Raw genomic sequence first — 26,712 nt, 5'->3', positions numbered from 1 at the left:
CTTTACCAAAACGGTATGGGTAGACTGATTTCACTGTACTTCCAACAATTTTCCAAGGAGAGGGCCGCAATGAACGGATTTGAAAAAGAAGGCATATTTTGGAGCGGACGTTTTGATTCTGACAGTCGGATGACAACATTTCCCTACAGTCACCCGGAAAACGGAGGGCAGCCAGCATGGGCAACAATTCAGACTGATTTGCCTTCCGAAATATCCAGCCGTGTATTGTCTATGGCTAAGGATTCGGATATGGCAGTGTATCTGATTGTTTTAACTGGCTTGAGCGGGCTGCTGTTCAAATACACTAATGAAAAGGACCTCATTTTAGGAATTCCGACTACACAGGCTCATCAGCAAATGTATCCATATATTGAGGAAATGCTGCCTTTAAAAGTAGAAATAAGCGATTCTTCTACTTTCCGATCGCTGTTAAGGGAGGTCAACCTGTCGGTTAATGAGTCCATTAAGCATCAGAATTTCCCTTTTCACAAAATGACGGAGCATCTGCATCTACCGACTGCTGAGAACGGTATGCCTAGTGTGCATACCGTTGTGTCACTTCGTGAATTACATGCTTCCGAGTTCCGTGATATGGCAATAACCGATAGTATCTTCACGTTCAGCCAGAACATGGGGACGCTAGAGATGTCCCTCCAATACAATAGCAGGCTGTATGACGAATCTTATATGCGCAAAGTGATGGAGCACTTTATCGGCATATTTACATTGATGATGGATCAGCCTGGACTGGAATTAGGCCAAATGGACATACTGTCTGCCGCAGAGCAGCAAGAACTTTTGACCTATTTAAACGATACCACACAAGCAGATTATCCACGTGAAGAGACCATTCACGGCTTGTTTGAGAAACAAGCCTGTCTCAGACCAGATCATCCTGCTGTTGTATATCAAGATCAATGCTTAACCTACAGACAACTAAATGAGCAGGCTAATCGGCTGGCAAGAACATTAAGAGCGGAGGGAGTAGTTACCGATCACTTAGTTGGTATACTGGTTGATCGTTCTCCGGCCATGATCGTTGCAATCTTGGCCGTCTTGAAAGCTGGAGGCGCCTATGTTCCTATAGACCCTGAATACCCGCAGGAACGGATTGAGTATATGATGAATGATTCCTGCGTTCAGGTTATTTTGACACAAAGCCATCTTCAAGCGAAGGTTGGTACTTCTGCCAATGTAAAGGTTCTGCTGCTGGACGATGCACATTCGTATGCTGAGATTCACTCTAATCCTCAATATCCCGTGCATTCGCAAGCACTTGCTTATGTAATCTACACATCTGGAACTACGGGCCAACCTAAAGGGACTCTAATTGAACACAAAAATGTTGTACGGCTGTTGTTTAACAGTCAAAACCGGTTTGACTTTGGAGCGGAAGACACCTGGACGATGTTTCATTCCTATTGTTTTGACTTCTCTGTTTGGGAGATGTACGGGGCACTGCTGAACGGGGGTAAATTGGTCATCGTACCGACTTTAACGGCTAAAAATCCGCAGGAGCTCAGAAAACTGATTCTGTCTGAAAGGGTTACAGTTCTGAATCAGACGCCCACTTATTTTGCACAGCTCATTCAGGAGGAGTTCTTGTACAGTCCGACTATGCTGCATTTACGGAAAATCATTTTTGGCGGGGAAGCACTCCGTCCTGCGATACTCAAGGAATGGCGAGAAAGATATCCAGCGATACAATTAATCAATATGTACGGCATTACAGAGACGACCGTGCATGTCACGTACAAGGAAATTGGAGAGCAAGAGATAGAGTCTGGTAAAAGCAATATCGGACAACCCCTCCCGACACTGCAAGCTTACGTATTAAATAACCGGAAGCAGCTAATGCCTGTAGGCGTGCCCGGCGAATTGTATGTAGCTGGCGACGGATTAGCCAGGGGTTATTTACAAAAACCAGAGCTAACAGCAGGAAAATTTGTGGAGCATCCATTCGTGTCCGGTGCAAAAATGTATAAAACCGGAGACTTGGCCCGTCTGCTTCCAGACGGCGATCTGGAATATTTGGGACGCGCAGATCATCAGGTGAAGATCAGAGGATACCGCATTGAGCTGGGTGAAGTGGAATTACAGCTTATGAAAATCCCTTCAGTCCAGGAAACAATAGTTATTGCCAGAGAAAATGGAGCAGGGCAACAGCAGCTTTGCGCTTATGTGGTGGCAGAACAACGTGTGACGGCAGCCGGCTTGAGAGAGCAGCTTGCCCTGCATTTGCCCACATATATGATACCATCCCATTTTATTCAGTTAGAACGAATGCCGCTCACACCAAATGGGAAAATTGACCGCAAAGCTCTGCCTTCTCCCGAGACTATGGTGCATACCGATAAAGCTTATGTACCACCGAGTACGCCAGCGGAAGCTGCTTTGGCTGTCATTTGGGAAAATGTTCTTGGTGCCTCGAGAGTGGGCATTACCGATAATTTTTTTGATCTGGGAGGAGACTCCATTAAATCCATTCAGGTATCTTCCAGATTGTATCAAGCAGGATACAAGGTTGGTATGAAGGAGCTGTTCAAGTATCCGACTATTGCGGAATTAAGTCCTTACATCCAGTTAATAAGCCGGACGGTTGATCAAGGGGAAGTACAGGGGAAGATGAAATTATCCCCGATTCAACACTGGTTCTATGAACAGATGACTACGGATGTTCATCACTTTAATCAGTCTGTCATGCTCTACCGTGCGGAATCGTTTGAGGAAACTGCGCTACGTAAAGTCATGTCGCAGCTGGTATGTCATCATGATGCGCTGCGCACGGTATTCCGGGACAGCGGGCAAGGCTATAAAGCTTGGAATCGGGGAAGCAATGAGGGAGAAACGTTTTGCCTTTATACCTACGATTTCACCCGCGAAAAGAACCCTGCTCGTTCAATAGAGCAAAAGGTGTGGCAGATACAGGAGAGCATGGATTTGTGCAACGGTCCTCTTATAAAACTTGCTCTTTTCCGATGCGCAGAAGGCGATCACTTGTTCATCACCATTCATCATTTAGTGGTGGACGGGGTTTCATGGCGTATTTTGCTGGAAGACATAGGAACAGGATATGACCAGGCGCTTAAAGGGGAGAGTATCCAATTCCCATATAAGACAAGCTCGTACCGGGAGTGGACGGAGTGGCTTAGCGTGCATGCCAATGATTCGCATTTACAGGAAGAACGCGAGTATTGGGAACGCATGGAAGCCTTGTCTGTATCTTCTTTACCTAAGGACAGACAGGCGGATAATGGACGAATGGCTGACAACGCGGTGGTAACTGTACAGTGGACCGAAGAAGAGACACAGATGCTATTAAAGAAAACGCATCAAGCATACAATACTGAAATTAATGATCTGTTATTAACTGCACTCGGATTGGCGGTCCAGCGTTGGACCGGCTTTGAGCAGGTTATAGTTAATTTGGAGGGCCATGGACGTGAAGCCATTTCTCCGGATCTGGATATGACGCGGACGGTTGGCTGGTTCACGAGCCAATATCCGGTTCTGCTGGATATCAGCCGGAACCATACACTATCGGACCATATTAAACATGTGAAAGAAGGGCTTCGCCAGATTCCACGTAAAGGGATTGGCTATGGTCTGTTCAAATATTTGTACGCCCGACAGACGGAACGCAATGTCCTGTGCAAACCGGAAATCAGCTTTAACTATCTTGGTCAATTTGATCAGGATTTGAATAAGCAATCGCTTCGTCCATCATCTTATAGCGTCGGTCCGTTGGAAAGTGAAAATCATCCGCGACATTATGCTTTGGATTTAAACAGCATTATTTCCGGCGGTGCCTTAACCCTGTCCATAGGATACAGTGATCACCAGTATGACGAACAGACTGTGCGCCTGTTTGGTGAATATGTGCGGACGGAGCTTTGTAGAGTCATACAACACTGTGCGGCCCATACACGTACAGAGATAACACCAAGTGATGTCTCATTCCGTGGATTGACGATTCCTGTGCTTGATGAACTGGTGAAGTATACAGCGGATACTGGAGAGATCGAAAATGTATGCTCGTTAACTCCCATGCAAAAAGGCATGTTATACCACAGCCAGCTTCATACGCAGTCCGGGGCTTATTTTGAACAAGCAAATTTTAATATCCAGGGGAATTTGGATATCTCTTTAATGAAGCAAAGTTTACAGCAGCTTACGCAACGACATGCTATTTTCCGTACTAACTTTTACAGTGGCTGGAGCGATATGCCTTTTCAAGTTATTTATCGGCAAAGGAACTTTGAGTTTCATGAACAAGACATCCGGGGGATGAACAAAGAGCATCGTGAAGGCTATATAGATGCTTACACAAGGGATGATGCGTCTCGGGGCTTTGATTTGTCACAGTATGCACTTGTCAGGATGTCGGTTTTGCGTACTGGTGACACAGCTTATCGTTTTATTTGGAGTTTTCACCATATCCTCATGGACGGATGGTGTGTACCGCTGGTCCTCCGCGAACTGCTGGAAATCTACACTGCGGCACAGGAGGGACGGGAACCCCGTTTGCCTGAGGCAGTACCCTACACGACGTATATTGAATGGCTGGAACAGCAAGATGAGGAGGCAGCAAAAACTTACTGGAAAACTTACTTGCATCAATATGAAGGGGAGACACTTCTTCCAGGAAGCAAGCTGACAGCAACCAAAGCGTTTGAAGCGAATGCGTATGATCCGCAGCAATGGACCCTCTCAGTCGATTCACAATTAACTGCCCGTTTAAGGCAGATTGCCGCTGAGCATAAGGTAACTTTAAACACACTGCTTCAAACGGCGTGGGGAATACTGCTTCAAAAGTGGAATCGTCATCAGGATGCGGTATTTGGAAGCGTTGTGTCCGGCAGACCCGCTGAAATCCCGGGAGTTGAACATATAGTTGGCTTGTTCATTAATACGGTCCCTGTGCGTGTTCGCTGTGAACCTACAGATACTTTCGATCAAGTAATGGCTCGGACTCAGCAGATGGCTATAGCCTCTCATGCTTACGACACATATCCATTGTATGAAATACAGGCCCAGTCCGGCGTATCTCGTAGTGTAATTACACACCTGCTGGTGTTTGAAAACTATCCAGTAGAGCAGGAGATGGAAGAAGTAAATGCTGGTCATCATAATTCCGGTACATTGACGGTAACAGATGCTTCACTTGATGAATATACAGGCTATGATTTTAATCTCATAATCGTTCCCGGAGAAACGCTTACCTTCCGTTTTCAGTATAACGAGCTGGCTTATGCGGAAGAAGATGTGCAACGATTGGGTGGTCATCTGCTGCAATTATTATTTCAGGTCGCACAGTGCCCGACTTTTCTTGTACAAGCATTGACCTGTATTACAGAAGATGAGCAGACACAGATATTAGATGAGTTCAATCATACGGATAGAGCATATCCGTCCAATCTGACCCTTCATCAATGGTTTGAAGAACAGGTGGTGCAGACACCGGACCAGGTTGCTGCGATAGCGGGGGATCGGCAATTCACGTACCGGGAACTTAACGGACAGGCCAATCGGTTGGCAAGGACGTTGAGATTAAACGGAACTGGACCCAACCAAATCGTCGGGCTGATGACGGATAGATCGCTGGAAATGATGGTTGGGCTGCTTGCCATACTTAAAGCTGGCGGGGCCTACATGCCGATTGACCCGCTGCTGCCTGAGGAACGCATAGCCTACATGCTGCACGATGCAGACGTAACTGTAATGCTGTTGCAGGCTCATCTTCAGCCACAAACTTCCTTTACAGGCTGCTGTCTTGTTTTGGAAGATCCGGGCTGTTACCAGGAGGATGACAGCAATTTGACTCCTGTTGCCGGTCCTGAAGATTTGGCGTATGTCATCTATACTTCAGGTACGACCGGTCATCCAAAAGGGGTTATGATTGAGCATCGTTCTGTCATAAACCGGATCCATTGGATGCAATTCAGTTATCCTCTGAACGATAAGGACGTTATTTTGCAGAAGACTACCTTTAGCTTCGATGTGTCTGTATGGGAGTTGTTCTGGTGGGGAACTCAAGGGGCAAGTGTTGTTTTTCTGGAGCCGGGAGCGGAAAAGGACCCATTTACGATCGCTCAGGTCATAGATCGCTATCAGATTTCGGTGCTACATTTTGTTCCTTCCATGCTGTCCGTTTTTCTGGATGGTGTGGCAAGTAGTATCCAGGACATATCGTTACACAGCTTGCGCTGGATATTTGCCAGTGGAGAGGCGCTGAAACCACAGCATGTTAGCCGCTTCAATTCACTGCTGCGAGAACCTAACGGGACACGGCTGGTGAATTTGTACGGTCCGACGGAAGCAGCCATTGATGTATCTTACTATGATTGTCCGGAAGGCGTGGCTCCAGGGAAAATACCTATAGGAAAACCGATTCATAACATCAAGCTGTATGTCGTAGATGCGGATCATCATTTGCAGCCAATAGGAGTTCCAGGAGAGCTATGCATCAGCGGAATCGGATTGGCTCGTGGCTACATCAACCGTCCTGAGCTGACGGCAGACAAATTTGTTGCTTGCCCGTATGCTTCCGGAGAGCGCATGTACAAAACCGGTGATTTGGCTCGCTGGTTGCCCGATGGAAATCTGGAGTATTTAGGGCGTATCGATCATCAAGTGAAAATCCGGGGTTACCGGATTGAACCTGGTGAAATCGAAGCGATGTGGCTAAAAGTACCGCATGTACATGAAGCTGTCGTCATGGCGAGGAAGGACCATACAGGTGAACCTCTCCTGTGCGGATACTTTACAGCAGCTGTTCCCATATCCGCTTCCGAGATTATGGAAACCCTGTCCCAACAGCTTCCAGCTTACATGATACCTTCTTTTGTCATGCAGCTTGACCATCTGCCTGTCACATCCAATGGAAAGCTGGATCGCAAGGCTCTCCCGGAGCCTGATAAAGTGGACTTTATGCAGGATCGGTATACTGCCCCACAAACAACACTGGAAATACAGCTATGTGGAATATGGGAGGAAGTTCTTGGTTTGTCACCGATTGGGTTGGAGGGCCATTTTTTTGAGCTTGGAGGCCATTCTCTGAAAGCAACTACACTGGTTTCCAAAATTCAAAAGAGCATGAATATACCGTTAAAAATCAGGGATGTATTCCAGCATCCGATTCTGGGACAAATGGCGCAATACATCTCGGCTCTGGAGCAGCAAATCTATATCCCGATTCCGGTGGCGGCAAGCAAAGAGCACTATCCGCTTTCTCCAGCGCAAACACGGCTATACTTGGCAGCCCAATCCCAAAGCGGCGGAACTGGATATAACATGCCAAGTGGTATGGTCATTGAGGGAGAGCTGGATATCGCTCGTCTGGAAGAAGCATTTCGACTGCTTATAGCAAGACATGAGTCGCTCCGCACGGGATTTGAGTTCATTCAGGGGCTGCCAAGACAGCGGGTGCACGCTGAGGTTCCTTTTTCCATCGACATTGTCGGGGAGGAAAAAAAGGTGGATTATGTTCGTCATTTCGTTCGGCCGTTTGAGCTGAGGCAAGCACCGCTGCTTCGAGCATCTATCATCGTGCTTGAACGGGAACGCCATATTTTGTTATTTGACATGCATCATTTGATATCTGATGGAGTATCCATGAACTTTCTCGTGCGTGAGCTGGTCAGCCTGTATGAAGGGGAGATGTTGCCGCCGCTTCGTATTCAATACAAAGATTATGCGGTGTGGGAAACGGAACATTTCCGCCGGGATCAACTCGCGAAAAAAGAAGCTTATTGGCTGAACAGGTTTAGCGAAATTCCACCGCAACTGGAACTTCCTACGGATTTTAACCGTCCGACTGTATGGAATCCAGAGGGAGCAGTCGTGTCCTTCGAGCTGGATGAAGCTTTAACAAGGTCGATAAGCAAAATGGAAGAGGACGAAAAAGTAACCCTGTATATGATCTTGCTGTCTGCTTATACGATACTTCTGTCCAAATACAGCGGTCAGGAAGATATTATTGTAGGAACTCCTGTTGCGGGTAGAACCCACGTGGATATGGAGCCGCTCATTGGCATGTTTGTAAATACTTTGGCAATCCGCACAGATCCTCAAGGTGAACTGACATTCACCAATTATTTGGGCCATGTTAAAGAAACTATGCTGTCAGCCTATGAAAACCAGGAGTACCCTTTTGAGCAGCTGATTCACCGTCTGGGCATTTCGGCACCAGCCAATCGACATCCTTTGTTTAATACGTTTTTTGTCCTGCAAAACATGAATGCTGAAGCAATTCACAGCAGTTCTCTAAGAATGGAGCCGTATGATCTAGGTGACACCACCGTGGCTAAATTTGATTTGACGCTGTACATGCATGAGGATGGAAACAGGATTTACGGAAACTTTGAATATAGCACCAGCCTTTTCAAAAAACAGATGATTGACAAGCTTGTCGCTGATTATACACATATTCTTTCAGTGGTTGCCCAACACGTCTCCATTAAAATCAATGAAATTCAATTGCAACAAGCAGAGGCCCAACCTATCGTAGACATGGACGCGATAGAGCTTAACTTTTGACGATGACAGCGGAAAGAGTGCGCTTTTGCGTGCTTTTTCCGTTCATTCTGTGCCAATTGAAGATTTGTGCTACCTGCTCGCAGCTTGATGTCATGTACACACAATGGGAGGTATATAAATTGTCTATTTTCAAGGAACATGAACTGTATTGGGAACAAATGCTCAGTCCCGAGGATCGGATGAACATGTTACCATATTCCAGTCTGAATTCAAAAGAAGCTGACGCTGGCTCTATTCCCCGTTTGCATCACATGTCTTTTTTGTTATCCGCGCAAGTTTCTGAGCGTATCCTGTCTATGTCCAAGGGTACTCCTATGGCTATTTATTTAATTTTGCTGGCTGGCGTGGAGTGCCTGATATATAAATATACCGGGGAAGAGCAGATCATTGTAGGCATGCCGGCTTTACAGCAACAAGCTACTACAGAGCTTCCAATGAACGAATGCCTTCCTGTCAAAACGAGGCTGAGCCGATCCAGTACGTTTAGATCCGCTTTTTCCGGGCTTAAAAAGACGGTAACAGAAGCGCTTGAGCATCAAAATCTTCCATTTCGAAAAATGGTGAAAAATCTGAGCCTCACATATACACCGGATCATACTCCTGTTTTTCATACCGTTGTTTCCTTACGCCATCTTCATGTGGAGTCATGTGACGAACGGATTTCTTCTGATGCATGGTTTCAGTTTGAGCATGTAGAGAATAGCATTCAATTAACATTGTCCTGTAACGCGGATTTGTACGATCCCGCGTATATGAATCAGCTCGTACAGCATTTGGAGCACATACTGTCTCTTATTTTATTTGAGCCGGATTTGCACTACGGCAGTGCGGGATTGTTGTCCTCCAGTGAAGCGGAACAATGGTTAGCATTATTTAATAACACTGCTATCGAATATCCTGAGGGAAAAACGATACACCAACTGTTCCGAGAACAAGCAGAGCGCACACCGTACCATCTAGCCATTGTCATGGAAAGTGTACAGATTACATATCGTGAGTTACATGAACGCTCTAACCGTCTGGCGCGCACTCTAAAGTCCAGAGGAGTTGGAAAAGAACAATTCATCGCTCTGATTACAGACCGTTCTATTGAGATGGTTGTAGGTATTTTAGGTATCCTGAAGGCAGGAGGCGCGTATGTTCCTATTGATCCTGCATACCCGGAGCAGCGCGTGAAGTATATGTTGACTGATTCGGCAGCAGACATGGTTTTAATTCAAAAGCATGTTTCCGTCCCGTCAGACTACAGCGGAGAAGTTGTTTATCTCGATGAATTAGCTGCATATGATGAAAATACTGCTGATCTGGATGATACAGGTAATACGCATTTGGCCTATTTAATTTATACCTCAGGCACAACTGGCACTCCTAAGGGAGTGATGATTGAGCACCATAGCATCACCAATACCCTGCAATGGAAAGCACAGTCGTATGCATTCACGGAAGAACATCGTGTTTTGATGATGAGCAACTTTGTGTTTGACTCCTTTATTACACATCTGTTCGGTCCGCTTATTTCAGGGTCTACCATCTATTTGCTTGATGGACAGCAGAGTGCAGATGCTTTTGCAATTAAGGAGGCGGTTGGACGCTGGAAAATCACTCATTTGCAGAGCACTCCGCAATTTTTGTACCGTATTTTGGACATGATGGATGTCCGGGACGTATCTTCATTAAAAAATGTAGTAGTCGGTGGTGAAAATATCACCCCAGCGCTTATCCGTCATTTAACTGGACTTAACGAGCAGATCGAGATTTGCAATGAGTACGGGCCAACTGAAAATAGCGTCATCACTACTATGCGGAGAATGGGTGCTACAGACCAAGTCATTTCCATCGGGAAACCTATTGCCAATACTACAGTTTATATTTTAAATAGGGAGAATCAGCTTCAACCTGTCTATGCTCCAGGCGAACTGTGTATTAAAGGGCCGGGTCTTTCAAGAGGTTACCTCCATTTACCGAAGGAAACAGCGGAGAGATTTACGGAGGACCCTTTTGTTCCTGACGGCCGTATATACAGAACAGGTGATTTGGCACGCTGGCTACCTGACGGCAGCATTGAGTACCTTGGACGAATAGACGACCAGGTCAAAATCCGCGGTTATCGGGTCGAACCAGGCGAGATCGAAGAAGCTCTATTAAGCATGCCCTTTATTCGGGAAGCCGTGGTAGTTACACACGTAAATGGGGAAGGTATTCCTCATTTGTGTGCTTATGTTGCAGGCAGTGGAGAATTCCGTACGTCAGATATCCGGAGCGCCCTGTCGGAGAAAATCCCGGAATATATGATTCCTGCTTTTATTGTGAAGCTGGAGCAGATGCCTCTGACACCTAACGGAAAAGTGGATCGTAAAGCGCTCCCTGCTCCCGAAGAACAAATTCAGCGTGGGAACGAGGACTATATGGCTCCTCGGACCGCTGTAGAGGAGACGCTTGTTACGATTTGGCAAGCCGTGCTTGGCGTATCTCCCGTCGGCATCCAGCATCATTTTTTGGATCTCGGCGGTGATTCTATTAAAGCGATACAAGTATCCTCCCGGTTATACCAGGCTGGCTACAAAGTAGATGTAAAGGATTTATTCAAATATACAACCATTGAATTGTTAAGCCCACATGTCCAAAAGGTTAGCCAGACAGCAGACCAAGGAGAAATCAGCGGACCTGTCATGTCTACACCTATTCAGAGATGGTTTCTGGAGCGCCAGACCGAAGACTCTCATCATTTCAATCAATCCTTTATGCTGTATAGAAAAGATGCTTTTCAGGAAGAAGCACTGCATGCAACGTTAAAAGAATTAGTAATACACCACGATGCACTGCGGATTGTTTTTCATGAAGCCGACCCCGGCTATGAGGCCTGGAACCGTGCGGTTGGAGATGGAGAGCTTTACGGTCTGGACGTATTTGACTTTCGTGAACATACCGATGCAGGTGAGGCTGTTGAGCGAGCGTCCAGCCGGATTCAGTCCAGTTTTCAGTTAAATAAGGGGCCTCTTGTCAAAGCGGGATTGTTCCGCTGTATGGATGGCGATCATTTACTAATCACCATTCATCATCTAGTCGTGGATGGCGTCTCTTGGCGTATTTTGCTGGAAGATTTACAGAAGGCTTACGAGCAGGCCGTGAAAGGAGAACGTATTCAGCTTCCACTCAAAACCGACTCTTTCCAGCTATGGTCAAAGCAACTGCAAGAGTATGCGAACAGTCCCGAAATAGAGAAAGAACGTAATTACTGGAGGGACATCAGTACAATTCCGGTATTACCGCTGCCAACAGATTTGGATAGGGGAGTTTCCAGAGTGATGGACAGTGAGGCGGTTGCTGTGCGTTGGACTGCAACCGAAACCGGACAATTGCTAAAATACGCTCATAAAGCGTACTCGACGGAAATAAACGATTTGCTGCTGACAGCACTCGGGATAGCGATTAATAAGTGGAAAGGATTGGGGAAGGTTGCTGTTCATTTGGAAGGGCATGGCCGTGAGTCGATGATTCCCGGTCTGGATATTACACGCACGGTAGGGTGGTTTACGAGTCAATACCCTGTGGTGCTTCAAATAGATGCAGGCGATGAACTATCCAGACAAATCAAACAGACCAAAGAAATGCTGCGGCAAATGACGAACAAGGGCATGGGTTATGGCTTGCTCCGTTATTTAGCTGCTTCGAATACACATGACATTTGCGAAATCCGACCCGATATCAGCTTCAACTATCTTGGACAGTTTGACCAAGACATGGAGAACAGCAGCATCCAACTGTCGCCTTATTCCAGTGGACCGGATATGAGCTCCCTTCAGGAAAGACCTTACACCCTGGACATCAATGGAATGATTACAGGAGGAGTATTGTCGATGGGGATTGGGTTCAGTAGAAAAGACTACAGGAAAGAAACAATGGAGCAGCTCGCTGAATTGATGCATGACAGCTTGCTGGACATTATTACCCATTGCACACAGAAAGCGACATCTCCTGAGCTTACGCCAAGCGATATTATGTTGACCGGGATCACAATGGCTGAGCTGGAGCAACTGACCCGAGATACGGCAGAAACAGGTACAATTGAAAATATATATCCGTTGACCGCTATGCAAAAGGGGATGCTTTTTCACAGCTTGGCTGCTCCTGATTCGGGCTCATATTTTGAGCAAATTACGTTTGATATGCAGGGTGAGCTAGATGTGCGTGTTTTCAGGGAAAGTCTTCGTCAAATCATAGACAGGTACGACATCCTGAGGACCAACTTTTATTTTGGCTGGAGGGATACCCCGCTGCAAGTGGTGTACCGTGAGAAAGAACCGGCCCTTCATGTTGCAGATATTCGGTATATGACGAACGAGGATGCCAAACAGTGGACGGAAATGTATGCAGCCAATGATAAAAAGCGCGGTATGGATCTTGCATCCGATGCACTCATGCGGATTTCCGTATTTCAAAAAGATGACACCATGTACCACGTTGTCTGGAGCTTCCACCATGTACTTATGGACGGATGGTGCGCACCGATTTTGTTTAACGAATTGCTTGAAATATATTATGCCAAGCTTCATCATACTCAACTTGAATTGCCTCCAACAGCTCCTTACAGTGAATATATTACTTGGCTGGAAAGACAAGATCGTGCCAAGGCTTCCCTGTACTGGAAGCAATATTTGGAATATTATGAAGGACAGGCCATACTTCCAGGGGCAGATACAAGTATACATCAAGAATACGAGCTTGCCGAAACCGCAATCGAATTGAGCACAGCACTGACTAACAGTCTGAAACAGCTGGCTAAAGAAAATCATGTAACCCTGAATACACTTCTGCAAACGGTCTGGGGGATTGTGCTGCACAAATATAATGGGGCCCGAGATACTGTATTTGGTAGCGTTGTTTCGGGCAGACCAGCTGAAATCCCCGGCATTGAACGAATGATCGGCTTGTTTATTAATACGATTCCGGTTCGTATTCGCTGGGAGGAAGGAGAGGTTTTCACTCAGCTGCTGCAACGCAATCAGCAGCAGGCTGTGGCATCAGGAGCCTTTGATACGTATCCGCTTTATGAAATTCAATCCCAGCTGGTGCAGAAACAACTTATTACTCATATTATGATCTTTGAAAATTATCCTGTAGAACAACAACTTGAAGACAGCGGCTTGCCAAGCGCGGGTCGTCTTGACATTCTTCACGCTGAAGTTCAGGAGCAAACGAACTATAATTTTAATATCATTGTAGTTCCGGGTGAGAAAATCAGCATCCGCTTCAACTATAATGCGCGTGTCTTTCTTGCGGAAAATGTGAAGCGCATAGGTGAGCATGTGCATCATCTCTTGCAACAGATTGTGGGCAAGCCGGATAGCAAGCTGGCAGAATTGCAGCTTTTGACCGTGGAGGAGACAAGGCAGACACTGGAACAGTGCTATCAGGCAGCCGGGCCTGAATGTACCGAGAAAACGATTCATCAGCTATTTGAGGAACAAGCAGAGCGTTACCCTGATCATATTGCACTAGTGCATGGCGATGTTCAGTTAACGTACCGTGAGCTGAATGAACAGGCAGACAGACTTGCCCAAAAGCTCATTGCTTACGGAGTCGAGCCTGAGCGAATCGTCTGTCTGATGGCTGATCGCAGCCCTGACATGATCATCGGCATGATAGCAATTCTCAAGGCGGGTGGAGCCTACATGCCAGTAGATCCGACGTATCCGCAGGAGCGAATCCGTTATATGTTAGAGGACTCAGGCGTCGATATTTTGCTGCTGCAAAGCCATTTGCAGGAAAAGGTAGCCGCGTTCTTTAGCGGTACGTTCATCGTTTTTAATGATGAAACCTGCCCTCTAAATGATCAGAAGGAGAAATTATCCAGGCAAACAAAACCACGGCTGGCCCATTCGGACTCGCTGGCCTGCGTCATCTATACTTCAGGCACAACAGGCAAGCCCAAAGGAATATTGACAACTCATCGTAACATTATCCGAGTGGCGTATGAGAGTAATTATATTACAATTGAACCAGAAGATCGGATATTACAGTTGTCCAACTATGCATTTGACGGCTCCACCTTTGACATTTATTCAGCTTTGCTTAATGGAGCTGGCTTGGTGCTGATTTCAAAAGAAGCATTGCTGGATATGGATAAGCTGACGAAACATATGGCTGCGCATAATGTCAGCGTTATGTTTGTTACAACCGCTTTATTTAACGTTATGTTTGATGCATACCCGGACCGCCTAGTTTCACTCCGTAAAATCCTTTTCGGGGGAGAGCGTGTGTCTGTAGATCATGTCAGGAAAGCATTGAGTTACCTTGGACCAGACAGGCTTATCCATGTCTATGGGCCGACAGAAAGTACAGTCTTTGCAACCGCCTATCACGTCAATGATATCACAGAACACAAAGCAATCATTCCTATTGGATATCCGGTAAGTCATACGAGCACTTACATTGTGAATGAAGCAGGACAGCTTCAGCCACCGGGTGTACCAGGCGAATTATGGGTGGGTGGAAGCGGACTTGCCCGCGGGTACCTCAACCGGCCGGAACTGACTTCCGAAAAATTTATTCCCAATCCTTTCTCCCATGGAGAGAGAGTCTATCGAACCGGAGATTGGGTAAAATGGCTCCCGGACGGTGCGATTGAATATCTGGGCAGAATAGATCATCAAGTTAAAATAAGAGGTCACCGCGTGGAGCTTGGAGAGATTGAAACTCGACTCTTAAGTATTGAGCAGATTCAGGAAACCATTGTCATTGCCAGAGAACAGGAAGGCGGGACCAAGCAGCTGTGTGCTTACTACACAGGTAGTTCTACCCTGACACCGGAACGTGTAAGAACGATATTGAAACAGGACATGCCTGCGTATATGATTCCGGCCTTTATCATTAAGCTTCCAGCCATGCCACTGACTTTGAATGGAAAAATTGACCGTAATGCACTCCCTGCTCCTGAAAATAGTGTGAAAACACCTGGAAATGGATATGCAGCACCACGAACGGAAATAGAGAGCTTGTTGGTTGAAATCTGGCAGCAGATTCTGGGAGTGCCACAGGTAGGTATCCATGATGATTTTTTTGATCTGGGAGGGGATTCGATTCAATCGATTCAGGTATCTTCCAGACTGTCTCAGGCCGGATTCCAGCTGGAAATGAGACATTGGTATACGAGTCAGACGATTGCAGAGTTAAGCGTACATGTGGAGCAAGTGAATGATAAGGTAGATCAAGGTCCAGTGAGCGGCACGGTTCGATTAACCCCCATTCAGCGGTGGTTTCTGGAAAGCCCGGATAGTGTAAATCTTCATCATTTTAATCAATCCATGCTCTTTGCCGGGGTTGATCGTCTGGATCTGGAAGCCATTCATCGGGTCATGCGGCGTATTACGGAACATCATGATGGACTGCGGACCGTATTCCGCCGGAGCGGTGAACAATACATTCCTTATATTCGGCAAGTCGATGAAGGAGAGCTCTATACGCTGGAAGTCAGGGATTGTATCCAGTTAACCAATCCAGCTACTGCTATTGAGGAAGCGTCCAACCGGGTACAAAGCAGCATTCAATTGGACATTGGCCCATTGGTTAAGCTGGTTCTGTTCCGTTGTAATCCTAGCGATCATTTGCTGATTGTAGTCCACCATCTTGTTATGGACATGGTATCCTGGAGGATTTTACTGGAGGACATTACATCAGGGTATGAGCAAGCGGTCAACGGGCAAGTCATAACTTTCCCTCCCAAAACTGCGTCCTTCCAAAACTGGGCGGAGGCGCTCCATGCTTATGCATACCAGCCGCAGTTGCAGCATGAGCGTGCGTATTGGCAGGAGGTTGCGTCCCAGGGAAGTCAGCCGATTCCTAAGGATTACACGGAGCAGACTTCCCTTGTCAAAGACACGGTGACCATCACTATAGAGTGGTCGAACGAAGAAACGCGGCAACTGCTTACACAGGTTCATCAAGCATATGATACAGACATTCAAGATTTGCTGCTCGCTACATGGAGCCAGGCACTGTACCAATGGAAAAATCTTTATCAGACGATAATACATTTGGAAGGTCATGGCAGGGAGGCAATCATTCCCGGAATTGATATCACACGCACAGTTGGCTGGTTTACGAGCCAATATCCGGTCAGACTCGTGGCAGATGCGAACGATGATATCTCACAGCATATATTGAAAACAAAGGATCATTTACGCCAGATTCCGAATAAGGGTATCGGCTTTGGAATACTGCGCTATATATCCGATTGGGCGCAAGAGTTCAAAGACGCCATACAGCCGGAAGTCAGTTTTAATTATCTTGGACAGTTTGACCAGGAGCTGCAGTACAGTGCGATTGGTATTTCACCATATTCCAAAGGAAATGATGTAAGTGAGATGCAACAAAGACGCTATGTACTGGATATTGTCGGCAGTATCACCTCCGGCAAGCTCACACTGGCTATCAGTTATAGCACAAAACAGTTCCAGAATGTATCCATTCAACGGCTTGGAGACCTTATGAAGGACAATCTGCGAACGATCATTAAGCACTGTGTTCGTCAAGGTGAAAACCTTCGTATACCTTCTTCTGAGGATATAAAGTATACAGGCTATATGGAAAAACCAAACGAATTTGCTGACAGATTGCTTCATTCTCCTTGGATGGATGGTGTGACAGGAGCTGTTTTGGTTCTGGTTCAAGATAACAAAATTGTTGTGAATCAGGGGTGCGGTTATACCGATCTGACACGTTCTACTAAGGTAGATCCGGCTACTACGCTGATGAGGGTCGGCTCCATTAATAAAATATTTACATCGGTTGTTATCCGGCAATTGGCAGAGCAGGGGAAATTAGATATAAATGCAAAGGTCCGTTCTCTCATCGAGGACATTGACATTCCTGGACCGTTTAACGAGTCGTTAACTTTGAAGCATCTACTGAATTATGAATCCGGTTTGGATCATCCGGATTCGGGGATGGATGACCTGATCAGGGGTGAAGTCCCTTTGACTATGACATTGAAGCAGTTTATCCATAAGTATATGCCTGCCGTTGTTCATATTCCTGGGGAACAATATCAATATAGCAACTTTGCTTACATTATTCTGGGGTACATCATTGAACAAATTACAGGCATGTCATGCGGGCAATATGCCCATAGCCACATCCTTCAGCCGCTCGGGATGAACAGCAGTAGTTTCACATTGCCAGCAGAATGGTCAAATAGATTAGCGAAAGGTTACCATCCTGACCAGCAGCTTGTTCCGGCTTACCTGTATAGCCCAATAGACACGGCCACAGGAAGTATGGTGTCCACTGGGGACGATATGGCCCGTTTCATGCTTGCGATGCTGGGGGAGGGGGCTTATGGTGGTAGTCGTATCTTAAGCCGAGAGTCGGCTCAAGCTTTAATGTCCGTAAAACCGGACATTGAAGCAGGCAAGCCTTACGGACGAAACGGATTCGAGATGAACATCCATCCAGAATACGGAAGCGAACGTATTTTGGTTAAGAGCGGCAACTTTCCCGGCTTTAGTGCGTTGATGTGGCTGCTCCCGGACCAGAAGACCGGAGCCTTCCTGATGTGCAATCAAAGTATAGTAAATAAATTTGAACTGTTCGAAGCATTTGCAAATTATTTTTGTTCGTCTGCTAGTAATAGAAAGAAATTATATGTGTAGTGATAAATAACGGGATTTAATGGGTATAACATTCATTTTAGCCGCCATCCTATGGCGGCCTTTTTGTACGAAAGAGAAAGCATTGAAAAGGAGGAAAAGCTTTGTACCGAATTTTTATCGTAGAGGATGACGACAAAATCAGTCGTATTTTACAGAAGAATATGGAGAAGTATGGATTTGAGTCTGTTTGTGCAGAGCATTTCCGGGAGCTCTTGCCGGAGTTGGAGGCTTTTGCTCCACATCTTGTATTACTGGATATTAACCTGCCCTATTACGATGGTTATTACTGGTGTCGTCAAATTCGTTCCCGTTCCAGTATTCCTATTATATTCATATCGGCGAGAGCTGGAGAAATGGATCAGGTTATGGCCATCGAACATGGTGGTGACGATTATATTACTAAGCCAATCCACCTGGACCTGTTGATGGCAAAGGTGAAAAGTGTATTTCGGCGGGTCTATGGGGAATATGCGATTGGCGGCCAAGTACATCTTGCACAGCAAGGGGCACCGCAACCTGACTGGAATGTGAACGGTCTTCAGCTTTACAGCAGCCGTAATGAGCTGGTATGGGGGGAGAGACGGATGCAACTGACCAAAAATGAACAATTGCTTTCGGAATGTTTTCTCCAACATTCGGGTCAGGTTGTTACCCGTGAGCAATTGCTTGAAGCGTTATGGGATGATGTACAGTTTGTTGACGACAACACTTTGACGGTAAATGTGACACGATTACGGAAAAAGCTAGAGGAGTTGGGCCTGCCCAAAGCCATTGAAACGGTTCGCGGACAAGGGTACAAGCTGGATGTAGCTGCTGAAATGCGGGAGGAATTATGAGGAAAGGGCCTAAAATTAATTTTATTCGGGACCGTTTCATATATATCGGTCTGTATTTGATTGTTATTGCATTGGGAGTAGGCTTTATGCTACTGGAAAAGGCACATCAGCCTGGGCGTGATGACATGGGTTCAATTCCTTATTTTATTATTTTATCTTCATTTTTGCTGATCAGCTGCTTAATATTTGATTACATACGCCAACGTCGTTACTATGCGCAGCTGCGAGGTGCTCTTGAACGCTCTGATGAATTGCAGGCGACAATCATCGTTCAATCCTCGATTACCAGTGAACAACGGATGATTACATTCCTGCTGGAACAACAATACAACGCTTATATGAACGAGCTTCACAATTACCGTCGTCAGCAAGAGATGCACAATCATTTTGTCATGCAATGGGTGCATCAGATGAAAACACCATTATCCGTAATCGACTTGCTAGCTCAAGAGATGATACGGCAAAAATACTCGAAACCAGTGGACATGAAGCAGCTCTCGCTGAGTGTCCAAGAGGAAACCGAGCGTATGACCAGCGGACTGGAAATGATGCTGTATACAGCCCGCCTGAACAAGTTTGAAATCGATTTGCATCTTCGTACCACGGCTCTCCACGAGTTAATCCGCTCGGTGATAAACGCACACAAGCGTCTTTGTATAAGGAATTCCATTTTTCCCAGTATTGATGGTGAAATGTGGATTGAGACGGATGAGAAGTGGATGACTTTCGTGCTAAACCAGTTTGTCAGCAACGCGATTAAGTACAGTAAAAGTAAATCAGGGAACAAGACGCTCAAGTTTTGGCTTAAAGATAATGGAATGGGGGGAGGAATCCTTAGGGTCACAGATGAAGGGATTGGTATAGCAGACTACGATCTTCCCAGAATTTTTGACGCTTTTTTCACCGGCGAGAACGGACGGATGGCGGGTGAGTCAACGGGCATGGGTTTGTATTTGGCTAAAGAGGTATGTACCCGGCTTGGACATGGTTTGTCAGTTACGTCTGTGTTAGGCAAAGGGACAACGTTCACGATCACTTTTGAGAACAGTGGAATTCATATGATTCACAATTAGATTACTGAGCAAAGTGACAATAATGTAAGGTAGCTTTATGCAAATTGTAAGAGAAATCGATGGGGCCACACGTGAGTGTACAGCTATACTAAAGCTACAAATGACATTTAATATTTTTTTAAAGCGGGAGGATAACTGAATGAGTGTACTACGTGCTGAAGGGCTTGGGAAAACCTATAGTTCTAAAGGAAATATAGCTTATAAAGCACTGGAAGATATTAATTTGCATATTGAATCCGGAGAATTCGTCGGCGTTATGGGACCCTCAGGCAGCGGAAAGACAACTCTGCTCAATCTACTGGCTACGATAGACAGTCCTACGTCAGGACAAATTGAAATTGGAGGTATTAATCCGAATCGACTGAGTGACCGGAAATTGGCTTTATTCCGTCGCCGCAAGCTCGGTTTTGTCTTTCAGGATTTTAACCTTTTGGATACTTTGTCTTTAAAGGAAAATATTATTTTGCCCTTGGTGCTGGACGGCACTTCTACGCAACTTATTGAACAGCGTCTCAAGCCACTCGCGGAATGGCTGCAAATCGACAGTATTTTGTCCAAACGTACACATGAAGTGTCTGGTGGTCAAAAGCAAAGAGCAGCCATTGCACGGGCCTTCATTCATGAGCCCTCACTGGTGTTGGCTGATGAATTGACAGGTAATCTGGATTCTAAAGCAGCCAAAGACGTCATGGATGCTCTCAAAGATATGAACGAGCGATTGCACGCTACAGTACTTATGGTTACACATGATCCTTTTTCTGCAAGCTATTGCCAGCGAATTGTCTTTATTAAAGACGGAAGGCTGTTTTCCGAAATACGCCGCGGTGCGAACCGTCAGGCTTTCTTTCAACAAATTTTGGATGCGCTCAGCGTCTTGGGAGGGAATTTTGATGACGTTCCGTTCGCTCGCATTTAGTGGCATTCGGGGAAACTGGCGCTCTTACAGTGCATTTTTTATGAGCAGTGTATTTTCTGTTATGATTTTTTACATTTACGCTTCATTTCTTGCTCATCCCGACGTCGTCAACGGTCATATTATTGCAGCAGATAAGGTAAGGCAGGGCATGATTTTTTGTGAGTATATTATCGTTGGTTTTTCCTTCCTGTTTGTGTTGTATGCCAACTCAGCCTATCTGAAAACAAGAAAGCAGGAGTTTGGTCTTTATTCGCTGTTCGGAATGACACGTATGCAACTTCGCAAAATGGTCATTTATGAAAATATGATGATTTCCGTTTTGGCCATCGGGTGCGGAATCGTACTTGGTATGCTGTTCAGCAAACTATTTTTTATGGCTCTCGCTGCGTTGCTCGATATGAAGGAGCCGATTAAGTTCGCTGTACCTTTGGAGGCGGTGTGGTTCACAGTTGGGGGATTTCTAATTTTATTCACTATAACATCTTTGAGCACAGTGTTCAGAATAGGAAGAACCGAGATTGTTGATTTATTCAAAGCCTCACGCCGCTCTACGGGCGAACTGATCTATTCTCCGTGGCTGGTGGCGCTCTCAATTGTTTGCCTGGCAACTGGATATGGTATCGCTATGACGTTCAACGGATCCAATTTTTATTTGTTGGATGCTCAAGCATTCATCTTGATGACACTGCTAATTTTGATTCCTGTCACATTAGGAACGTATTTATTTTTTTCCCAGTTTAGTGTTTTGCTGCTTAGCTTTATTCGAAAACGCCATCAGATTTATTATCATCGAACGAATATGGTCATTGTTGCACAGCTTGGTTACAAGATCAAAGACAATGCACGGATGCTGTTTATGGTGTCAATTCTCAGTGCAGTCATTTTAACGGCTTCCGGTGCTTTCTACATTCTGGTCAAATCCGTTCAATATGAATATTTAAAGGAAATCGCTTCACTGACTATGTTTATCGGTATGTTTATCAGTCTACTGTTTTTTATCGCCTCAGGAAGTATGATTTACTTCAAGCTTTTCACAGAACTTCAGGAAGATCAGGCTCAATTCAGAGCATTGTTGCGTATCGGAATGACAGAGCAGGAAATTCGTAAAATCGTGGTGACACAATTAGCGATTATCTTTTTTGTCCCTTGTATTGTGGGTATTTTTCATGCTCTGTTCGCTATGAAAGCTTTAGAAAACATTTTGACATACTCCAATTGGAGTTATTCCTTTGTTGTTATTGGTGTATACCTTATTATGCAAACCATCTATTTTCTGCTTACCTGCCACGATTACATGAAAAGTATGATGCAAGGAGCTACATTGCAGTAGCATGATCATAAAATTAAACAGTAAGGACGTTACCATGAAAACTTTGGTGCTTTTACACTTGTGGAAAGCTGTAATTATAATTCCATTTACGATTGTCTGCTTGCTTATTCCGCTTTCGGTACATGCTCAACCTGCAGAGGACAGTGTGGATACCGCTCAGATTGATCAATTTGTGAATTCGGCGATGAATGAATTAAATATTCCAGGGGCTTCACTCGCAATCGTCAAAGAGGGTCGCATTGTTTATATGGAAGGATATGGGGTATCAGGGCCGGATAGCTCTCCGGTGACGCCGCAGACACCTTTCGTCCTCGGTTCAACGAGCAAATCCATTACAGCCATGGCTGTAATACAGCTAGTAGAAAAGGGTAAAATTCGACTTGATGACCCAGTTCAATATTATTTGCCATGGTTTCGCGTAGCAGATCTAGAAGCTTCCAGAAAGATTACAATCCGGGAACTGCTAAATCAAACCAGTGGATTGTCTACTTATGCAGGGGAGAGTACATTAACAACGGGCGATGAATCCATCGAGCAGCATATCCGGAGTCTAAAGCATGTCCAGTTGACCGCGCCGGTGGGTTCTGTATTTCAATACTCGAATTTGAACTATAACATTTTGAGCGGTGTCATTCAGGCTGCTTCCGGTCAATCGTATACGGAATATGTACAACAACACATTTTCAAGCCGCTCCATATGAAACATAGCTATACTTCGCCTGACGAAGCCCAAAAAGACGGACTGGCAACCGGGTATCAGCCTGTATTTGGTTTTATGCTCCCGACAAAGCAGCTTAATCATGAAGGTACTGTAGCCTCAGGGTATTTAATCTCTAGTGCCGAAGATATGGCACATTATTTGACGGCACAGATGAATGAAGGGCAGAATGGGAATCCCCCCGTTTTGTCGGTAAAAGGCATTAGAACTTTACACAAACCCGTTGCTTATATGGGTGGAGGAAGCTATTATGCTATGGGCTGGGTCGTGGATAAGAATGGTATTTCTCATAATGGCGCTACCGAAAATACGTACTCAAAAATGATAATTAATGAAAACTATGGAGTCATCCTGCTTGTCAATTCACTGGATTATTTGGACTTACAATCGTATGACAAGATCATGACCGGCATCAACGCCATATTGAATGGAGGAGAAACACCTCAAATTGGGATGTCAGACTTAGAGAGAACTATTTTTTTGCTTGTAAATTGGGTATGTCTTACAATTCTCGCCATTCTTGCTCAGTCTGTATTCGGTTTGTTTAATTGGAAAACCCGTTCCCGAACGACTTTAGGGCGTTTGCTTCACATTGTAAGTATCCTTTTCTTCCATGTGCTGATTCCATTTCTGTTATTAATGACACTCCCCAAATTGCTGGTTCCTTGGCCTGTTATTAAACTGTTCTTACCTGGTCTGGGACATGTCATTTACTTTATTCTTATTTTATTGTTAGGTGTCGGTGTTGTAAAAACGGCACTTGTGATGCGAACTATTCTAAAGAAAAAACATCATTTAGTATAATGGAAGCCCTCAATGAAGAATCCAGCATGAGCTCAATCTTACCAGCTTGGAGAGAAGGTTGACATCACAATTGAAATGTGGCCGACGGCTTGGCATACAAAACTGCCCAGCAAACGTTATTTGTAGGCGTAGGGCACAACAGTTATATTGAAATACATTATTAAAAATGATTTAAATTAGGTCATCAGGCTAATTGATGGCCTTTTTACATAAGTTACTGACCAAAACTTAGATAAAAAAGAAATGGATTCACACCGTCTGGAAACACTTCTTCCTGAATTTTCGTCTGAAGTTAAAACCGGAGATATTATAGTAGTCGGAAAAAATTTTTGGATACGGTTCTTCAAGGGGAATGGCCGTAACAGCGATTAGCGTGCATGAAGTGGAATGTATCATTACAAAGCGAGGGTATCCCTGAAAGCTGTGATGAAGGTAAATCGGTTGCTCAAGTCACCTGAGAACTTGGAATTTCCGTGAACACGTAGTATCGTTGGATTGTCGAAACCTAATAAGGGAAAACAAGTTTTCCCCGGTAGCGGTCGAGGAGTATTGAGTTGGTAAAGGGCTATGTTGTAAAAAAGTGCAGCTATATAAACCGCAATTAAGATTAAAACCTAATCAACAGGCGATCAATCGTTTCCATCGGTTGCTTATTGATTCGCTTCATAAACTGGCTGACGTGAAGCTTAAACTTATAAAACTTCTCAAAAAAGACGTTGTTGACCACATCGGATTTGAGCCACAACCATAATCCTTCGACCGGATTCAGGTTTGGACTGTAAGGCGGCAGAAAGACGAGTTGCAAACGTGGATGCTCCTTTAAAAAAGGCTGCAACCCCGTGGCATGATGAATCCGGCTGTTGTCCAGAATCATAGCCATCTTCCCGATAGGGTACGCCGACAGAAGATCTTGCAGGAAGCGAATAAAGGCCTCCACATCAGCCTTTTCTTCTTCACGGTGATGCACCTGTCCGGTTTCGTAGTGGATCGCTCCAAACAACTTGGCACCTGCTTCTTGAGTTGTGCGAAGGTATGCTTGCGAAAATAAGCCCGCGCCTCCTCGGCATTGGCCAGCGTATAGGTTGCTTTGGTGAAGCTGAAGTTCATCCGTTTGAGCATCGCGCTGATTCCGCGCACACTCATAGTGACGTCAAACTCTTGCTTGATCCACTCTGCTACGACTCATGAAAATAAACTAACAGTAATAAGTAGCATTACTTAGTGGATACTTAACAGGGCTTTACATCACACTACAACTAATCATTTTGTGAGAAATAGTTGTGTTCCTCTATTTTTTTCTTCATAAATTCTTTTCCCCACTCTTTCATAGTATCCAGTACCGTAATAAATCTTATTCCCTGCTCTGTTAGCGAGTACTCTACTTTAGGAGGAACCTCTTTATACACTTCGCGGTGTACCATACCATCCTCCTCCAGTTCTCTCAATTGTCTTGTTAATATTCCTTTTGATATTCCCGTTAACAACTTTTGAAGCTCGCTAAATCTTCTTGTTCGCTGGCTTAGGTGCCATAAAATAATAATTTTCCATCTTCCGGCGATTACGTTTTGTGTAAGTGTCAAATGACACAATACTTCTTGATCTTCAGGAGGCGGTTCTCCTTGGAAATTAAAACGAGCTATCGTAATTTCCCCTCTCATTTCATAACGGTATTATTTTTGTGACTAAGTCATTAAATTGTGCCTACTTCTATTATGCTGACTATGATTATATTATATACCCAAGCAACACGAATGATAATTAACAAGACAAATTACACGGAGGAAAATCCATGAAAATTCTAGTTACAGGTGCAACGGGAAATTTAGGATCTAAAGTTGTGGAATCCTTAATAGAAACTGTACCAGCAAACAATATAGTGGTTAGTATTCGAAATGCAGAAAAGGCAGAATGGTTCCAATCTCGTGGAATTGAGGTTCGATACGGGGATTTTGATAAGCCCGAGACATTAAAATCTGCATTTGCAGGAATTGATCGCCTCCTCATTATTTCTACCTTTGGTGATCACGAAACAATCATGAGACAACATACCAATGCTATAGAGGGGGCTCAACGTGCTCAAGTTAAATTTATCGTCTATACCAGTGTAAGCAAAGCAAGTGAAAGTGACTTTTTCTTAGCCATACCACACTACGCTAGAGAAGAAGTTATATTGAAAACAGGTATCCCCTACTCATTTTTGCGAAATAATTGGTATTTTGAAAATGAAGTTGGAAGTATTCAAGGTGCTATGGCAGGAGCACCTTGGGTCACATCTGCTGGAAAAGGGAAAGTGGGCTGGGTACTTCGAAAAGATTTAGGAGAGGCGGCAGCAAAAGTATTGGTTGGTGAAGGGCATGAAAATACCGTTTACGAGCTGTCAGGTAGATTAATGACTCAAGAGGAATTTGCTACCGTTCTCAGTGATGTATTAGGTAAAGATATACCTGTACAACAAGTAGATGACGCTACTTTTGCAGAAATGATGAAAGGAGCTGGAGTACCCGAAGCCTATATTCCGATGCTTGTAAACACCCAAAAGGGCTTTCGTAATGGTGCATTAGAAGTTGAGAGCAACGACTTAGAAAAACTTCTCGGTCGTCCAGTTACTCCCGCTAAAGAAGCTCTAACTCAAATCATCGATGAAATTCGTAAGTCAGTATAATTTTCATTAATTTTCTTATGTGAATAGGCTTATGGAGGAGTTAGGAATTGCAGATCGACATCGGTTGAAACAATGTATGTGGAAATATAAGGGGCTCGGTGAGTTCGGACTTCTGGATCAGCGAGGACGACGAAAGGACTCTACCCTTATGATATCGGAAATGTGGACGAGGCACAAAGGAGAAT

General features: G+C 44.9%; 10 protein-coding genes and 1 pseudogene. 9 read left to right on the top strand and 2 right to left on the bottom strand.

What is annotated here, in order from left to right:
* Positions 1–6 precede the first annotated feature (6 nt).
* From QMK20_RS22700 to QMK20_RS22665, 8 genes and pseudogenes are all read left to right on the top strand, one after another.
* Positions 7–789, top strand: a pseudogene (locus tag QMK20_RS22700) (condensation domain-containing protein); the annotation flags it as partial.
* On the top strand, positions 763–8,538 hold the full coding sequence (locus QMK20_RS22695; RefSeq protein ID WP_283656333.1) for a non-ribosomal peptide synthetase: 7,776 nt from the start codon (positions 763–765) through the stop codon (positions 8,536–8,538). The pseudogene QMK20_RS22700 and the gene QMK20_RS22695, both read left to right, overlap by 27 nt.
* A 2-nt stretch (positions 8,539–8,540) precedes the next feature.
* Positions 8,541–18,188 carry an amino acid adenylation domain-containing protein gene (locus QMK20_RS22690; RefSeq protein ID WP_349362262.1) on the top strand — a complete coding sequence of 3,216 codons (9,648 nt, stop codon included), beginning with the start codon at positions 8,541–8,543 and terminating at the stop codon, positions 18,186–18,188.
* Between the two features lie 101 nt (positions 18,189–18,289).
* Positions 18,290–19,024: a response regulator transcription factor gene (locus tag QMK20_RS22685; protein WP_283653423.1), complete on the top strand. Its 735-nt coding sequence runs from the start codon at positions 18,290–18,292 to the stop codon at positions 19,022–19,024.
* A complete protein-coding gene (locus QMK20_RS22680; RefSeq protein ID WP_283653422.1) occupies positions 19,021–20,097 on the top strand; it encodes a sensor histidine kinase in 1,077 nt (358 codons plus the stop codon). The genes QMK20_RS22685 and QMK20_RS22680 overlap by 4 nt, the downstream gene beginning before the upstream one ends.
* Before the next feature lie 139 nt (positions 20,098–20,236).
* Positions 20,237–21,013: an ABC transporter ATP-binding protein gene (locus tag QMK20_RS22675; protein ID WP_137060489.1), complete on the top strand. Its 777-nt coding sequence runs from the start codon at positions 20,237–20,239 to the stop codon at positions 21,011–21,013.
* Entirely contained in the window at positions 20,988–22,343 is a 1,356-nt protein-coding gene (locus QMK20_RS22670) for an FtsX-like permease family protein (RefSeq protein ID WP_283653421.1), read from the top strand. The genes QMK20_RS22675 and QMK20_RS22670 overlap by 26 nt, the downstream gene beginning before the upstream one ends.
* A 34-nt stretch (positions 22,344–22,377) precedes the next feature.
* The gene (locus QMK20_RS22665) at positions 22,378–23,865 is read left to right on the top strand and encodes a serine hydrolase domain-containing protein (protein WP_283653420.1); all 1,488 of its coding nucleotides are present in this window, start codon (positions 22,378–22,380) and stop codon (positions 23,863–23,865) included.
* A 607-nt stretch (positions 23,866–24,472) separates the two neighbouring features.
* Here the strand turns inward: QMK20_RS22665 and QMK20_RS22660 are convergent.
* Both QMK20_RS22660 and QMK20_RS22655 read right to left on the bottom strand, forming a co-directional pair.
* Positions 24,473–24,865: an IS630 family transposase gene (locus QMK20_RS22660; RefSeq protein WP_283653419.1), complete on the bottom strand. Its 393-nt coding sequence runs from the start codon at positions 24,863–24,865 to the stop codon at positions 24,473–24,475.
* Positions 24,866–25,121: 256 nt separating this feature from the next.
* Positions 25,122–25,505 carry a winged helix-turn-helix transcriptional regulator gene (locus tag QMK20_RS22655; protein ID WP_283656332.1) on the bottom strand — a complete coding sequence of 128 codons (384 nt, stop codon included), beginning with the start codon at positions 25,503–25,505 and terminating at the stop codon, positions 25,122–25,124.
* 149 nt (positions 25,506–25,654) lie between these two features.
* Between QMK20_RS22655 and QMK20_RS22650 the strand changes: the two genes are divergently transcribed.
* Positions 25,655–26,527: an SDR family oxidoreductase gene (locus tag QMK20_RS22650; protein ID WP_283653418.1), complete on the top strand. Its 873-nt coding sequence runs from the start codon at positions 25,655–25,657 to the stop codon at positions 26,525–26,527.
* The last annotated feature ends 185 nt before the right edge of the window (positions 26,528–26,712 follow it).

Origin of the sequence: Paenibacillus sp. RC334 (assembly GCF_030034735.1) — a bacterium.
GTDB classification, from domain to species: Bacteria; Bacillota; Bacilli; order Paenibacillales; family Paenibacillaceae; genus Paenibacillus; species Paenibacillus terrae_A.
The sequence above is the reverse complement of the archived record's forward strand: the minus strand, read 5'-3'. Positions and strand labels throughout refer to the sequence as shown.

Coding starts and splice junctions, on each gene's coding strand:
- QMK20_RS22690 (WP_349362262.1), top strand. CDS start 8,541: ATGACAGCGGAAAGAGTGCGCTTTTGCGTGCTTTTTCCGTTCATTCTG.
- QMK20_RS22670 (WP_283653421.1), top strand. CDS start 20,988: ATGACGTTCCGTTCGCTCGCATTTAGTGGCATTCGGGGAAACTGGCGC.
- QMK20_RS22665 (WP_283653420.1), top strand. CDS start 22,378: ATGAAAACTTTGGTGCTTTTACACTTGTGGAAAGCTGTAATTATAATT.
- QMK20_RS22650 (WP_283653418.1), top strand. CDS start 25,655: ATGAAAATTCTAGTTACAGGTGCAACGGGAAATTTAGGATCTAAAGTT.
- QMK20_RS22675 (WP_137060489.1), top strand. CDS start 20,237: ATGAGTGTACTACGTGCTGAAGGGCTTGGGAAAACCTATAGTTCTAAA.
- QMK20_RS22680 (WP_283653422.1), top strand. CDS start 19,021: ATGAGGAAAGGGCCTAAAATTAATTTTATTCGGGACCGTTTCATATAT.
- QMK20_RS22695 (WP_283656333.1), top strand. CDS start 763: ATGGACATACTGTCTGCCGCAGAGCAGCAAGAACTTTTGACCTATTTA.